Genomic DNA, 13,061 nt, shown 5'->3' on the forward strand with positions numbered 1-13,061 from the left:
TCGCGGCGACGGAATCGCGTGGCCCCCGTGCACCTCCGATGCCAGCTCTCAGACGCCCGATTCAGCGATTTTCCCCGGGTTTTCCGCGAGTGTCGGGGCGGAATGCGCGATTGCTCCGGGGCGGCTCCTGCATATTGCCTGGACGGTCGCTCTCCCTTCCCCGAGGCTCGAGCGAATGGGGCTCCTCGCGCTCTCGTGAGAGTGTCGTTTGGAGTTCAAACCGATTGCGGGTAGGGTCGAGCAAGTTGGCGCTCTGCCGACCCCCCAAACCAAACCCGAGCAGTTGGAGTCGAGATGTTTCGAATGAAGTACCTCCTGGTGGCCGCTCTCTTCGCGGTTGGAACGATGACGTCGGCGTGCGGCAGCGACTCTGCCGACACGGGAGGAACGGGCGGCGACAACGGCACCGCCGGCAGCGGTGGCGATGATGGCACCGCCGGCAGCGGCGGCGATGACGGCACCGCCGGCAGCGGTGGCGATGATGGCACCGCTGGCAGCGGCGGCGACGACGGCACCGGCGGCACGGGTGGCGATGACGGCACCGGCGGAACTGGTGGCGACGACGGCGGCGTGAAGCCGACGGACTGCGAGGCGGCCTGCGACTTCGCCGAGGAGACCTGCGGCTGGCTCGACGCTTCGAGCCCCGACTATGCGGCAGAGCACGCCGGCTGCATAGCGATGTGCGACGCGGAGACCGAGTGCTTCGTGGAGGCCATCCATGCCTGCAGCGAGCGAGCGCTGGACGCCTGCTTCCGCTCGGCGGACGAGACGCCCGAGTGCACCGAGATGTGTGACAACCTCTATTACGAGTGTGGGAGCGGCTTCGAGGGCGTGTCCCGCGCGGACTGCGGCGCCGCCTGCTCGGCGGGCGTGTTCGAGCCGGAGCTGGTCGCCTGCCTCTCCGCCACCTGCGACGAGGACGCGCTTCAGGCCTGCTTCGACGACGGCGAGGGTCCCGGCGGGCCGGACGCCTGTGAGGTGGCCTGCGCCCACGTGACCGGCGAGTGCGGCCTCGACACCTGGACCGAGACCTCGTGCCTGCGCGCGTGCCGCGCCTCCTACACCGCCGAGCAGGCGGACTGCCTCGCCTCGCTCGAGTGCACCGCGGATCCGATCGAGACCTGCTTCGGCGAGCTCTCCTGCGTCGGGATGTGCGACCACGTCTACAACGAGTGCGGCGCCGCCATCGGCGACGGCACCCAGGAGGACTGCGAGGTCCTCTGCCGCTGGGGCCTCTTCTCGGATACCGAGGTCGCCTGCTTCTCCACGGTGGCCTGCGGCGAGGTCGACGCCTGCGACGAGACCCTCGCGGACTAAGCTGAGGCCCGTCTTCCGCGCCTTCGGTTCAGGGGCGCGGAAGGCTCCGCGGCCTCGCGCTCACCGCGGCGAGGCCCGCCAGCCCGAGCAGGACCACCACCCCGCCGACCAGCGTCCAGCCGGCGGGCCAGGGCTCGTCGAGGAGCGCTACGCCCATCAGCGTGGCGAAGAGGAGCTCCGAGCCCTGCATCGCCTCCACCGCGCCCAGCGCAGTGGGATCGTTGCGAACCCTTCCGGTCGCCTCGAAGAAGAGCACCGTCGCGATCACGCCCGCGGACACGGCGACGCCGCCCGACAGCCACACCTGCTCGATCGACGGCGCCCCGCTCCGGACGAAGCCCCAGACGGCGACGACCAGCCAGAGCGGCATGCTGGCCAGGGTCATGCCGAAGACGCGCTGCAGGGCGCTCAGCGAGCGCCCCTCCCTCTCCAGGTGGAGCAGCATCCTCCGGTTGCCGAAGGGATAGGCGAAGGCCGACACGAGCACGCAGCCGAGGGCGATCCAGCCGTCGCTCTGCAGGCCGCTGCCGATGCGGCCGAGCTGCATGAGGACCACGCCGCCCACCGTGACCAGGCCGATGCCGAAGGCGAGAGGCGGGATGCGCCCGCGCTCGTCGTCGTAGAGCAGCGGCGCCAGCACCATGCCCGCGACCACCGTGAGCTGGAAGCCCGCGGCGACGAGCCACGACGGTCCGCTGTCGGCGGCGTAGCTCAAGCAGACGTAGAAGAGGACGAAGCCGATGCCGCTCCATGCGAGCCACGGCCCGGGGCTCGCGCGCATCGCCGAGAGCACCGGGCGCGCGCCGCCCCGGAGGCCCACCAGCCCCGCGAGGATCGGGAGGGTGATCAGGTAGCGCAGGCTCGCCGTCCACGCCCAGTGGCCGCCTGCGACCGCCGCGCGGCGGTTGAGGACGTAGGTGAGCGTGAAGAAAAGGGCCGAGGCCAGGGCGAGGAGCACGGCGCGGAATGCGGTCTTGTTCATGGGCGGGACATCGGGCCAGAGGCGCGGCTACCGCTCTTTATTCCGCCCGCGTCCGCGCGTCGCCCTCAATTGCGCGCACGCCTATCGGGAACGCGATTGGCGGAGCCACGACGCGCGTGCCACCCGCAGTTCGAGCACCGCGAGATCGAGGCGCCTCGTCGCGGCCTCCAGCCTGCGGAGGGCCACGCCTCGAGCGACGGCGTCCATCGCGCCGCTCTCCACCGCGCGACCGAGTAGCTCGAAGTCCCGCGAGATGATCGCAGCGGTCGGAACGAGCTCTCGATGGGCGTTTGCGGCCGCCATGTAGGCGGCCCACGCCTGCTGGAGCTCGGCACGGACGTTGGAACGGACGATCGCAACACGGGCCGATGCGCCCAGCGATGCGGCTCGTGCCTGCGCACGAGGCTCGCGGGCGCCCTCGAAGATCGGGATCGGCACACCCAGCGAGAGGACCACCTCCTTCTCCGGCCACGCGGCGCTCAGGCCTGCAGACGAAGGACCGTGGAACGAGCCCTCGGGAATGTCGGACCGCCTGGTGATGAAGTCCACGCCCACCGTCGGCACGGGCCACATCAGGCGCTCGTTCATCCGGACGGCCAGCTCCATCGCGTGCGCCTCGGCCTCCGCGGCGCGTACCCTGGGGTCGCGCTCGATCACGGCATCCGGTTCGTTCTCGTCGGGGGCGTTCGAAGGCTCGTCCGGATCCTCGACCTCCAGGTAGGGCTCCAGCCCGCAGGCCATCAGCCTAGCCAGGGCGACCCGGGTCGTCTCGACCGCGCCTCTGGCCTGCTCCAGTCCGGCGCGGGCGTCTGCTGCGTCGATCTCCGCCGCGTCGAGGTCGATCCGATTGCCCTGACCGACTTCGAACCGCTGTCTCTCGGCGTCCACCGCGAGCTCGAAGAGGGCGGACACACGCTTGGCAGAGGTCACGGCGCGCTGGGCAGCCGCGAGCTGGGCGAAGGCGACGTCCACCGCTTCGTCCAGGGCGCGGAGCGCGTCCTCCCGGTCGTACCTCGTGCGCTCCAGGTCGGCCTCCGCCGAGCCCTTGCGCGATGACCACGAGCCCGAGACATCGATCGGAAACCGGGCGCCGACGGTGGCGGAATATCCCGCCGACGTTCCAGCGGCGGACGCAGGCGAGAAATCGATTGAGAGCGACGGATCGTGCCGCAGCCGACGGCTCGCATCCTCGAGCAGAATCTCTGCGCCGCGAACGCGGGCCTCGAGCTCCGCGGTCTCTGGCGCGTGGGCGCGAGCTTCGGACCTGGCCTCCTCCAGCGTCATCGGTCTCGCCAGGTCCGTGCAGGATCGGGCCTCGATGAGGCTGGACGCCTGAACATGGGCCGGCCCACTGAGGGAGAACGCGAGGATTACGAAGGTGCGGCCGGCCCGTTTCATCCCGGGCCTCCCGCGAGCCGTCGGGTCCGCCGGCTCTCGAGCCAGACGTAGACGGTGGGCAGCACGATCAGGTTCAGCGAGGTCGCCGTGACGAGGCCGCCACAGACGATCAGGGCCATCGGGGCCTCGAGCTCGCTGCCGGCGCGGCCGATCGAGAGGGCGAGAGGGAGCAGCCCGAGACCCGCCGTTGCCGCCGTCATCACCACAGGAAGCAACCGCTCCTCCGCCGCGCGGAGGATCCTCGCGACGGCGTCGACGTCCGGCAGCGCCAGCTCGAGGTGACGTTTGTGGGTCACGAGGAGGATCCCGTTGCGCGCGCTGATCCCGAAGAGGGTTACGAAGCCGATGAACGCCGCTACGGAGAGCCCGTCCGGGATCAGCGTCGAGGCGAGGACGCCGCCCACGAGCCCCAGGGGAAGGTTGAGCAGTACGATCCCCGCGTCCCGGAGAGAGCCGAAGGCAGACGCGAGGAACACGACGATCCCGGCGAGGACCAGGCCGCCCACCAGGGCGAGACGCCCTGCCGCCTCTTGCCGGGCGACGGCCTCGCCGCCGATCTCGATCCGGTAGCCCGGGGGTAGCCGAACCCGCTGCTCGAGCTCGCGAGAGAGGCGGGCAGCCGTCGTCGAGAGCGCCGACCCCGGCGGGCTCGCCGTGATGGCGACGCGCCGCTCGCCGCCGTCGCGCCGCACCTCGAACGGAGCAGGGACCTCCCGGATCGAGGCGAGGGCCTCGAGGGGAAGCACGCCAGCGAGACGGGTCGCGATCGGAATGTCACGCAGCGCTCCGCGCTCGCGAAAATCGGGAGGACCGGCGAGGGCGACGTCGACGATGCGTCCCGAGGGATCGAAGACCTGGGTGACGGTCCGCCCATGTCGCCAGTCGACCACGGCGTCGGCGACCTCGGCAGGTCGGATCCCCGAGGTCAGGAGCCTCGCGCGGTCGGGAACGACGAGGAGCTGTGGGAGATCGAGCTGGGGCTCGACGCGAACCGGGCCGAGCTCCGGAATCGTCTGCATCACCGAGGCGATCTGCCCTCCGAGGGCGCGAAGCTCGCCCAGCTCGGGACCGATGGCCTTGACGACGATCGGCGCGGTCTCGCCTGCAAGGACCTCGTGGATCCTCTCCGAGAGGAACCCTTCGACGACGAAGCCGATCCCGGGAATGGCGTCGAGCCTGGCCTCGAGCTCTTCGATCGCATGATCCCTGCTCTCGCCGCTGGGCAGCCCGAGATCGAGCTCCATGCTGTGAACCGGGGCGCCGTCGTCGTCGAGCTCGGCGCGGCCGATTCGCGTCGCGACGTGCTCCGCAGCGTCGGGCCGGGCGTTCCGATCGATGGCCCGCGCGATCGCCTCCGCCGCCTCGAGCGACGCTCCCGGAGCGGCGTGAACGTGCGCGATCACCGTGCGCTCGTGGAACTCCGGGAGGAAGCGGCCTCCGAGCGAGGACCAGGTCAAAACTGCGGCGACCACCGCTGTCGCAGCCGAGCCGAACACGATCCGGGGATGCCCGACGGCCTTCCCGAGGAGGAGCCGGTACCGGAGCAGCAGCCAGGTCGCGAGCCGGGTCGGGTTGGCCTCGGTCGCTGCCACGCGCGGGAGGAGGAGCCCGCACATCGCCGGAGTCACCGTCAGCGCGACGAGGAGTGAGGCCGCGATGGCGAGGACATAGGATTGCGCCAAGGGCGAGAAGATCCGCCCCGCGATCCCTCCCAGGAAGATCACCGGCAGGAGGACGACGCAGACGATCACCGTGGCGTAGACCACGGAGCCGCGGATCTCCTTCGATGCGTCCCGGATCACGTCGAGGGCGGGCCTCGGCTCGATTCGGAGCGCGTTCTCCCTCAGGCGGCGCCAGACGTTCTCGACGTCCACGATGGCGTCGTCCACGACCTCGCCGACGGCGATCGCGAGGCCGCCGAGGATCATCCCGTTGATCGTCTCCCCTCGGAGGACGAGCACCGTGAGAGCGGCGACGAGGGACAAGGGGATCGCGGTCAGGCTGATCGCCGCCAAGGTCTTGGACCGCAGGAAGGCGATCAGCACCGCGACCACGAGGACGCCGCCGAGGAGCATCGCGTGGACGACGCTGCGGACCGAGGTCCGCACGAAGTCGGCCTGGCGCGAGACCGGCGCCTCGAAGCGAGCGCGGGCTGGAGCGGCAGCCGCGAGCTCGTCGAGCGCGGCTTCGACCCGCCGGGTCAGCTCGAGGGTGTCCGTTCCCGGGAGCTTGTTGACCTGGAGGTAGAGCGAGGGACGCCCGTCGTGGATCGCCGCGCCTACCTTCGGGACGGTGGCCATGACCACGTCGGCCACGTCGCCGACGCGGACGGGCACGCCGTCAGGCGACACCACCACCACGTCGCCGAGGTCGGTGAGGGCACGAGCGAGGGGAAGGTGCGTATCGGTGACGACCTCGAGACGTGCGTCCCCACTGGTGGTGAAGCCGGCGCCGGCAGGCGCCTGGGCGTCTCTCAGGGCCAGCGCCAGGTCCTGGATGGAGACCCCGCGGGCATGGAGCCTGGCCAGATTGGGCTGGACCTCGATCCGCTCCACCGCGCCGCCGTGGATGCCGACATGGGCCACCCCCGGGATCCCGAGGAGGCGAGGTCTCACGACCCAGTCGCCAAAGGCGCGCAGGTCCCGAAGCTCCTGTTCGGACGCATCTTCCGGGAGGGAGATCGAAACCTTGAGGAGCGCGTTGAGGGCCGCTGTTACGGGCGCGAGGCGTGGGAGTCCAACCGACAGCGGCAGTTGGGCTCGCGCGAGCTCGAGCCTCTCGGTCACGAGCTGCCTGGCGCGGTAGACGTCGACGGCCTCGTCGAAGGTGAGCGTGATCACGGAGAGGCCCGGGCCGCTGGACGAGCGCATGGAATCCAGCGAGGGCGTGCCGAGGAGCGCCCGCTCCAACGGGCGTGTCACCAGCTCTTCCAGCTCCAACGTGCTCATGCCCGGGGCTTCGGTCTGGACCACGACCTGGGGTGGCAGAAACTCCGGGAGCACGTCCCACGGCGCGCGCGCACTGACCGCGATGCCGCAGCAGAAGAGGGCGCCTGCGACGAGGACGACGATGAGCCGATGGCGGATCGACCACGCGATCAGGCCGTCGAAGAGGCGATCCACGGCTCAGTCGACCTCGAGGAGGGAGCGAAGCGTCTCCCCACGGAGACCCATCGCCCCGGACACGACGATCCGCTCGCCGACCTTCAGGCCCGTGCCGATCCGGACACGACCGGCGAGCCGCGCCACGGCCGTCACGAGGCGTGGCCGGAACGCTCCGTCGGCACCTTCGACGAAGACCAGGTCGCCGCCGACGACGGGGACGAGCGCCGCCTCCGGGACGACCACGCCCGACGAAGCGCCGACCGCGACGCGGACCGGTACGGATGCGCCCGGGAGAAGACGAAGGGCGTTCGATTCATCGACCTCGAGGCGATCCCTCCGGGCTCCGTCGTTGCCGACGACGCCTCCCGTCCCGACCAGGCGAGCGGGGATCCACTCGGATCCCGCGCGGATCTCGTAGGAGTCGCCGGAGGGCTCGTCGGGAGCGGCGAGCACGTCGATCCAGCGTGGACCCTTCGCGATCACGTGTGCGATCACGTCGCCGGGATGGACGACCGCACCGAGGTTGACGTCGAAGGCAGCGAGGCGCCCCGACTCCGGTGTGAAGAGGGGTACTGCCCCATGACCTCGACTCGCCGCGCGTGCCCGTTCGAGGCCGGCGATTCGAGCGCGGGTCGTCTCCACCAGCGTGTCCGCTTCCTGCCGGGCCTGTCCGCTGACGATCGTGGCTTCGGACAGGGCGTTCGCTCGGGCGGCGGCGGCCTCGTGGAGCGAGAGCTCCCGACGTGCCGCCTGGAGCTGGCCGGCGAGGTCGGCCGCCTGCACGTCGACGCCGATGCGCTCGGAGGGGGAGAGGAGCGGCTCTAGGATCGCGAGGATTGCGCCCGCCTGGAGATCGTCTCCGATCGAGAGGGGGGACACCTCCGATACGCGGGCGAGGGTGGGTGAGACGATCGAGATCCCGTCGACCGGGCGGGCCAAGACGCGTCCCAAGCGGAGTCGAACATCGGGAAGATCGACGAGGGCGGCGGCCTCGACCCGCAGGCCGAGAGATGCCCGATCGCTGGCGCTCAGCCGCACCGAGCCGTCGGGCTGGAGCCTCTGACTCCTGGCTGCCTCGCCATCGCGGCCGGGATCCGGGTCTCCCTTGCAGGAAGCACCGCCGAGCGCCGCGACGAGGAGGATCGCCGCGACGAGGTCTCCTCGCCCTGCTCCGCAGGAGGCGCGCCTTCCGTCGTGGAGGCCATGGGCGCTCACGGCAGGTTGCCGCAGAGCCACTCGGCGATCGAATCTCCCACGGTGCTCCCCAGGGAGACGAAGAGCGCCGCCGAGGCGAGCCACGCAATGCGGAGACGTTTGGAAGGAGGAGTCCAGGTCGGGACCGGGGCGAGCAAGCGCTCCACCCGGTCGCGCAAGGCGCCTCCCGGTCCTTCGATTGCCGCGAGAGAAGTCGAACGGGCAGCGTCGTATCCCGCTGCCTTCAGCACGGCGGCGGCGAGAGCGGCTCCGTCCGAGCCGGCACGCCTGGCGTCCTCGTCCCTGGCGATCCCGAGCGCATGTCTCCAATTCGCGAGGTGCAGCGCGGGAGCGCGAAGGGGCCATTGCAGATCGGCGATCACTTGCCCGATCCAGAGTCGAAGCGGGTCGTGGCCCGCGACATGGGCCGCCTCGTGGGCGAGCACCGCGTCGCGTTCCTCGTCGTCGAGGCCGGCGAGGAATTCGGAGGAGACGACCACGCGGGGCCGGAGGATCCCGACCGCAGCCGCAGTGGAAACCTCGGGGCGAACCAGAGCGGACCGGACGGCGCGGATCCCCGCGCGAACGACCACCGGGCCATAGAGCAGGGCCGCGAGGGTCAGCGAGAGCGGCGGAATCTCGTCGGATTGCTCCGGCTCCGTGTGTGCCCAGCCGATCAGGAAGAAGATGGCCGCTGCCATCGGCAGCATAGGCAGGACCAGCCTTCGGAAGCTCGTCCGCTCCGCGACTTGAGCGCTCGTTTCGGGGGAGGCTTCGCGTCGAGGCGCCCGGAAGGGCAGCCGGCACGCGATCCAGACGAGACATCCCGAGGCCAGCGCGAAGACGGCCCCCGCCATCTCGCGGCTGATCAGGGCCGGCTCGGGGCTCACGGGTTCTCCTTTCGCTCGCGCTTCTGCGCGACCAAGCGTCCGAGCTCGTCGAGGAGAGTCGCGTCGACGGTCTCGACCGCGTCGATCAGCGCCGCCATTGCGGGCCTCGGCTCGTCTCCCAGGAGTCGTCGCACGACGTCGCGCGCCCGCTCCTTGCCGATCGCCTCTCGGCTCGCCGCCGCTCGGTAGACGAACGCCTTTCCTTCGCGGCGACGCGACACCAGGCCCTTCTCGTGGAGCCGGTCGAGGACCTTTGCGGTGGTCGTGTAGACGAGGCCTCGGGGATCGCCGATGCGCTGGTGGACTTCGCGAGCCGAAGCCGGCCCGAGCTCCCACAGCGCACCGAGGGCCGCGAGCTCGAGATCCCCTCCGGGGAGGTTGGGAGTGCTCATGGAAGGGGAGCATCTACGACGCGCGTCGTAGATGTCAAGACCGTGGACGGGGCGCCTCTACGACGCGCTGATCGTCCCGCAGATCTGCGCCGTGATCTCGAGGGATCGCAGCCTCGCGGCGTGGTCGTAGACGTGCGACGTGACCATCAGCTCGTCGATCCCGGTGGGCTCAAGGAAGGCCTCGATCGCGGCCTGCACAGTCGCGGGCGATCCGACGGCCGAGTACACGAGGGTGCGCGCGACCGTCGCGAGCTCCGCGGGCGACGCGAGCGACGCGAGGTCGTCCAAGGGCGGCGGAAGCTGGCCCGGCGTGCCGCGCCGCAACGCGAGGAACTGCTGCTGCTGGGAGGTGAAGAGTCTCCGGGCTTCACTGTCCGTGTCCGCTGCGACGATGTTCAGCACCGCCATCGCGTAGGGCCGGTCGAGCTGCTCGGACGGCTGGAACTCGCGCCGGTAGAGCTCGAGGGCGGCGAGGAGGGCGTCCGGCGCGAAGTGCGACGCGAAGGCGTACGGCAGGCCGAGGGCGGCGGCGAGGCGGGCGCCGAAGGTGCTCGAGCCGAGGAGCCAGAGCGGCACGTCGAGGCCCGCACCGGGGACGGCGCGCACGGCCTGGCCCGGGTCGGCGGGGCGGAACCAGCCCTGCAGCTCGAGGACGTCGTCCGGGAAGGTGTCGGAGGAGGCCGGGTTGCGGCGGAGCGCGTGGGTGGTGAGGGGATCGGTCCCGGGCGCCCGGCCGAGGCCGAGGTCGATGCGGCCCGGGTAGAGGGAGGCGAGGGTGCCGAACTGCTCGGCGACGAGGAGGGGCGCGTGATTGGGGAGCATCACGCCGCCGCTGCCGACCCGGATCGTGCTCGTGCCGCCGGCGATGTAGCCGATCGCGACGGCGGTGGCCGAGCTCGCGATGCCGGTCATGTTGTGGTGCTCGGCCAGCCAGAAGCGGCGGAAGCCCCACTTCTCGGCGTGCTGAGCGAGGTCGAGCGAGTTGCGGAGCGCTTGGCCGGCGTCGCTGCCTTGGACGATGGGGGCGAGGTCGAGGATCGAGACGGGGACCATAGGGCCCGGAGCATAAGGCCAGCGCCGCGTTCCGCCGCTCAGTCTTGGTAGGACCCCGATCGACCCTTCTTGATCGCCCCGCGGTGCTGCTTGCCGGCGAGGCGGCGCTCCTTCGAGCCGCGGGTGGGCTTCGTCGGACGACGCGGGCGGGGCGGCGGCGCCGTGGCCTCGGCGAGGAGCGTCGCCAGCTTCGCCAGCGCAGCCTCCCGGTTGCGGAGCTGCGAGCGGTTGTCCGACGCCCGCACGGTGATCACGCCGTCGCCAGAGAGGCGGCCCGCGAGGCGCTGCAGCGCCCGCTCCTTGAACAGGCCCGGCAGCGCGCGTGAGCCGGCGACATCAAACGACAGCTCGACCGCCGAGTCGGTGGTGTTCACGTGCTGGCCGCCCGGCCCGGAGGAGCGGGAGAAGCGCCAGCTCAGCTCGGCCTCGGGGATGAAGACCGAGCCTCGAATGTGGATCGCGCCGAGCATCTAGGACAGACATCCCCGCGCGGTGCAGGCAGGGGCAGGGATCGAGAAGGGAACCATCGGCCCCGCAGGATATGCCTCGCGCGAGAGATCGCCAGTAAAGCTACATGAAGCGGCGCCCGAGATGGATGGCGGGAAAGACCGACCAGCGATCGCTCGCGAAGGTCTCGCCGCCGAGCGTGACGTCCTTGGGATTCAGCGAGTAATCGAGGGAGATCCACGGCGTGGCGTAGAAGCCGGCGCCGAGGTCGAAGCGCCAGCCGACGTGGGGGCCGATTCCGACGTCGTACTGCTGGGCGGCGAGCTCGGTGCCCTTGAGCCCGTAGAGACCGCGGGCGATTCCGGCGCCGACGCCGACGAAGCCGCCGGTCTGGTCGGCGAAGAGGAAGTAGGCGAGCTTGGCTCCGAAGCCGTGGAAGGACTGCTCGAAGGCCTTCTGACCGTGGTACGCCTCGGGGACGTCCATGGCAAAGGCGCCCAGGTCGAGACGAAAACGCTGCCAGCCGATGCCCGCGTGGAGCGAGTAGCCGCCGAAGACGAACGCGGTCGGATCGACCTCGAGGTCGAGGTGGAGCGAGCTCTCCTTCGCCTCCGACGGTGACTGGCTGACCTCGAGCGCCTGGGCGAGGATCGGGCACGAGAGGAGAGCGAGGAAAAGGGCCAGGGTGGTGGACTTGCGTGCGAACATGATTGCCTCCGTCGATGGGGGGCAATCTGCACGGATCTCGGGGCAAGCACCGTGACCGGCCGCGCCAGATCGATGGACAGATTCGGACAGGCCCCGTTCCAGGCGCAGACGTTCGAAACGGCGAACGTTCCGGTAGCGCGATTGCTGATCGTCCTGGCGGCTTGGTAGTTCTGAGCGCGTCCTGGAGAGAGTTCACGAGAGGTATGCAATGCGAAGACCTATGGTGTCGTTCGTCGTGGCCACCCTGGCCGTCACGATGGCTGCCTGTGCCCACGCTCCGCAGTCCGCGACACCGAGCTCGGCGGCGTCCGCGGCGGTACCTGCCACCCCGGCAGGCGAGGGCCTCGCGTGGTTCGTGCGGTCGATCAACGACGCCCACGGAGTGGTCACCGAAGACGAATTGGTCGAGCGGTTCTCGGGGGACTTCCTCTCGAAGGTCCCGGCCTCCCAGCTCGTCCAGCTCTCGAAGCAGTTCGGCCAGCAGATCGGCAACGTGACGCTCGAGTCGGTCGAGGAGCAGTCGCCCCTGGCCCTCGTGGCAAAGCTCGGCTCGGCCCAGGGCCTGCTGCGCGTCTCGGTCGCCGTGGAGCCGGAGCCGCCGCATCGCATCGTGGGGCTCCTCATCGGGCCGGACATCCCGGCGCGAGCCCGCCCGACCTCCTGGGAGGAGGTCGAGACCGCGCTGGGCGCCATCGCGCCTCGCACCAATCTGCTCGCCGCCCGCCTCGAGCCGGATCGGTGCGTTCCGGTTCGCGAGGTCGGAAAGGACGAGGTTCTGGCGCTCGGCTCCGCGTTCAAGCTCTACGTCCTGCTCGCAGCCTCCGAGCAGATCTCAGGCCAGACGCTGAGCTGGCAGACGCCGATCGCGGTTCGCGATTCCTGGAAGAGCCTGCCCTCGGGGACGCTGCAGCACGAGAAGGACGGCAAGGAGCTTCCTCTCGTGCAGATCGCTCGCCAGATGATCTCGATCAGCGACAACACGGCGACCGATCACCTGATCCGCACCGTGGGCCGCGACGCAGTGGAGCGGATGCTCGATCGGACGCGTCACGCGTCTGCGACCCGGAACCGGCCCTTTCTCACCACGCGTGAGTTCTTCCAGCTCAAGCTCGCCGCCAACGCCGACCAGGAGCGCTACCTCGGCCTCGACGAGGCGGGGCGGCGGGCGTTCCTGGAGGAGCTCGATCGCAAGGAGCTCCCACCCATCGAGACGGCGGCCGAGTGGAAGGCGCCGAGGGCGATCGACACGCTCGAGTGGTTCGCGAGCACCGGTGATCTCTGCCAGGTGGCGCTCGCGCTCCGCGAGGCGGGCCAGGTCGAGGGCTCGCCGGTCCTCGACATCCTTGCCCAGAACCCCGGTGTACGGATCGATCGCGACCAGTGGTCCTACGCCGGCTTCAAGGGTGGCTCGGAGCCCGGCGTGATGAACCTCACCTTCCTGCTCCGCCGAAAGTCCGACGACGCCTGGTTCTTCTTCTCCGTGGGAGCCAACGACACGCGGAAGGAGATCGATGCGCCCGCCCTGGTCGCGGTCGCCGAGGGCGCGCTCGAGCTGCTCGGGAAGTAGGGGCGCGCC

Annotated in this window: 11 protein-coding genes; 2 read left to right on the top strand and 9 right to left on the bottom strand. The window is 70.5% G+C overall.

Annotated features, from left to right (window positions below; translation table 11 throughout):
* The first annotated feature begins 294 nt into the window (after positions 1 to 294).
* Positions 295 to 1,317, top strand: coding sequence for a hypothetical protein (locus AKJ08_RS20245; RefSeq protein WP_050727208.1), 1,023 nt, complete (start codon positions 295 to 297; stop codon positions 1,315 to 1,317).
* Between the two features lie 28 nt (positions 1,318 to 1,345).
* Here AKJ08_RS20245 and AKJ08_RS17260 read toward each other — a convergent pair whose 3' ends face one another.
* The 9 genes from AKJ08_RS17260 to AKJ08_RS17300 all read right to left on the bottom strand — a co-directional run bounded on the left by AKJ08_RS17260 (position 1,346) and on the right by AKJ08_RS17300 (position 11,485).
* The gene (locus tag AKJ08_RS17260) at positions 1,346 to 2,299 is read right to left on the bottom strand and encodes a multidrug resistance efflux transporter family protein (protein ID WP_050727209.1); all 954 of its coding nucleotides are present in this window, start codon (positions 2,297 to 2,299) and stop codon (positions 1,346 to 1,348) included.
* Between the two features lie 81 nt (positions 2,300 to 2,380).
* A complete protein-coding gene (locus tag AKJ08_RS17265; protein WP_082343315.1) occupies positions 2,381 to 3,697 on the bottom strand; it encodes a TolC family protein in 1,317 nt (438 codons plus the stop codon).
* On the bottom strand, positions 3,694 to 6,819 hold the full coding sequence (locus tag AKJ08_RS17270; RefSeq protein WP_050727211.1) for an efflux RND transporter permease subunit: 3,126 nt from the start codon (positions 6,817 to 6,819) through the stop codon (positions 3,694 to 3,696). Before AKJ08_RS17270 ends, AKJ08_RS17265 begins: the two co-directional genes overlap by 4 nt.
* Before the next feature lie 3 nt (positions 6,820 to 6,822).
* The gene (locus tag AKJ08_RS17275; protein WP_050727212.1) at positions 6,823 to 8,016 is read right to left on the bottom strand and encodes an efflux RND transporter periplasmic adaptor subunit; all 1,194 of its coding nucleotides are present in this window, start codon (positions 8,014 to 8,016) and stop codon (positions 6,823 to 6,825) included.
* Positions 8,013 to 8,885: a M56 family metallopeptidase gene (locus AKJ08_RS17280; RefSeq protein WP_050727213.1), complete on the bottom strand. Its 873-nt coding sequence runs from the start codon at positions 8,883 to 8,885 to the stop codon at positions 8,013 to 8,015. Before AKJ08_RS17280 ends, AKJ08_RS17275 begins: the two co-directional genes overlap by 4 nt.
* Positions 8,882 to 9,277, bottom strand: coding sequence for a BlaI/MecI/CopY family transcriptional regulator (locus AKJ08_RS17285; RefSeq protein WP_050727214.1), 396 nt, complete (start codon positions 9,275 to 9,277; stop codon positions 8,882 to 8,884). Before AKJ08_RS17285 ends, AKJ08_RS17280 begins: the two co-directional genes overlap by 4 nt.
* Positions 9,278 to 9,334: 57 nt before the next feature.
* Complete coding sequence (locus AKJ08_RS17290; protein ID WP_050727215.1) at positions 9,335 to 10,330, bottom strand: LLM class flavin-dependent oxidoreductase; 996 nt, start codon at positions 10,328 to 10,330, stop codon at positions 9,335 to 9,337.
* 38 nt (positions 10,331 to 10,368) lie between these two features.
* Positions 10,369 to 10,800, bottom strand: coding sequence for an alternative ribosome rescue aminoacyl-tRNA hydrolase ArfB (gene arfB, locus AKJ08_RS17295; RefSeq protein ID WP_050727216.1), 432 nt, complete (start codon positions 10,798 to 10,800; stop codon positions 10,369 to 10,371).
* Positions 10,801 to 10,900: 100 nt separating this feature from the next.
* Positions 10,901 to 11,485, bottom strand: a complete 585-nt coding sequence (locus AKJ08_RS17300; RefSeq protein ID WP_050727217.1) for a hypothetical protein — start codon at positions 11,483 to 11,485, stop codon at positions 10,901 to 10,903.
* A gap of 220 nt (positions 11,486 to 11,705) precedes the next feature.
* Between AKJ08_RS17300 and AKJ08_RS17305 the strand changes: the two genes are divergently transcribed.
* Positions 11,706 to 13,052, top strand: coding sequence for a serine hydrolase (locus tag AKJ08_RS17305; protein WP_050727218.1), 1,347 nt, complete (start codon positions 11,706 to 11,708; stop codon positions 13,050 to 13,052).
* Positions 13,053 to 13,061 lie beyond the last annotated feature (9 nt).

Source organism: Vulgatibacter incomptus, from assembly GCF_001263175.1.
Taxonomy (GTDB): Bacteria; Myxococcota; Myxococcia; order Myxococcales; family Vulgatibacteraceae; genus Vulgatibacter; species Vulgatibacter incomptus.

Bases quoted from the DNA above. Each gene is read 5' to 3' on its own strand.
- arfB (WP_050727216.1), bottom strand. From the start codon at position 10,800: ATGCTCGGCGCGATCCACATTCGAGGCTCGGTCTTCATCCCCGAGGCC.
- AKJ08_RS17260 (WP_050727209.1), bottom strand. From the start codon at position 2,299: ATGAACAAGACCGCATTCCGCGCCGTGCTCCTCGCCCTGGCCTCGGCC.
- AKJ08_RS17290 (WP_050727215.1), bottom strand. From the start codon at position 10,330: ATGGTCCCCGTCTCGATCCTCGACCTCGCCCCCATCGTCCAAGGCAGC.
- AKJ08_RS20245 (WP_050727208.1), top strand. From the start codon at position 295: ATGTTTCGAATGAAGTACCTCCTGGTGGCCGCTCTCTTCGCGGTTGGA.
- AKJ08_RS17305 (WP_050727218.1), top strand. From the start codon at position 11,706: ATGGTGTCGTTCGTCGTGGCCACCCTGGCCGTCACGATGGCTGCCTGT.
- AKJ08_RS17265 (WP_082343315.1), bottom strand. From the start codon at position 3,697: ATGAAACGGGCCGGCCGCACCTTCGTAATCCTCGCGTTCTCCCTCAGT.
- AKJ08_RS17300 (WP_050727217.1), bottom strand. From the start codon at position 11,485: ATGTTCGCACGCAAGTCCACCACCCTGGCCCTTTTCCTCGCTCTCCTC.
- AKJ08_RS17285 (WP_050727214.1), bottom strand. From the start codon at position 9,277: ATGAGCACTCCCAACCTCCCCGGAGGGGATCTCGAGCTCGCGGCCCTC.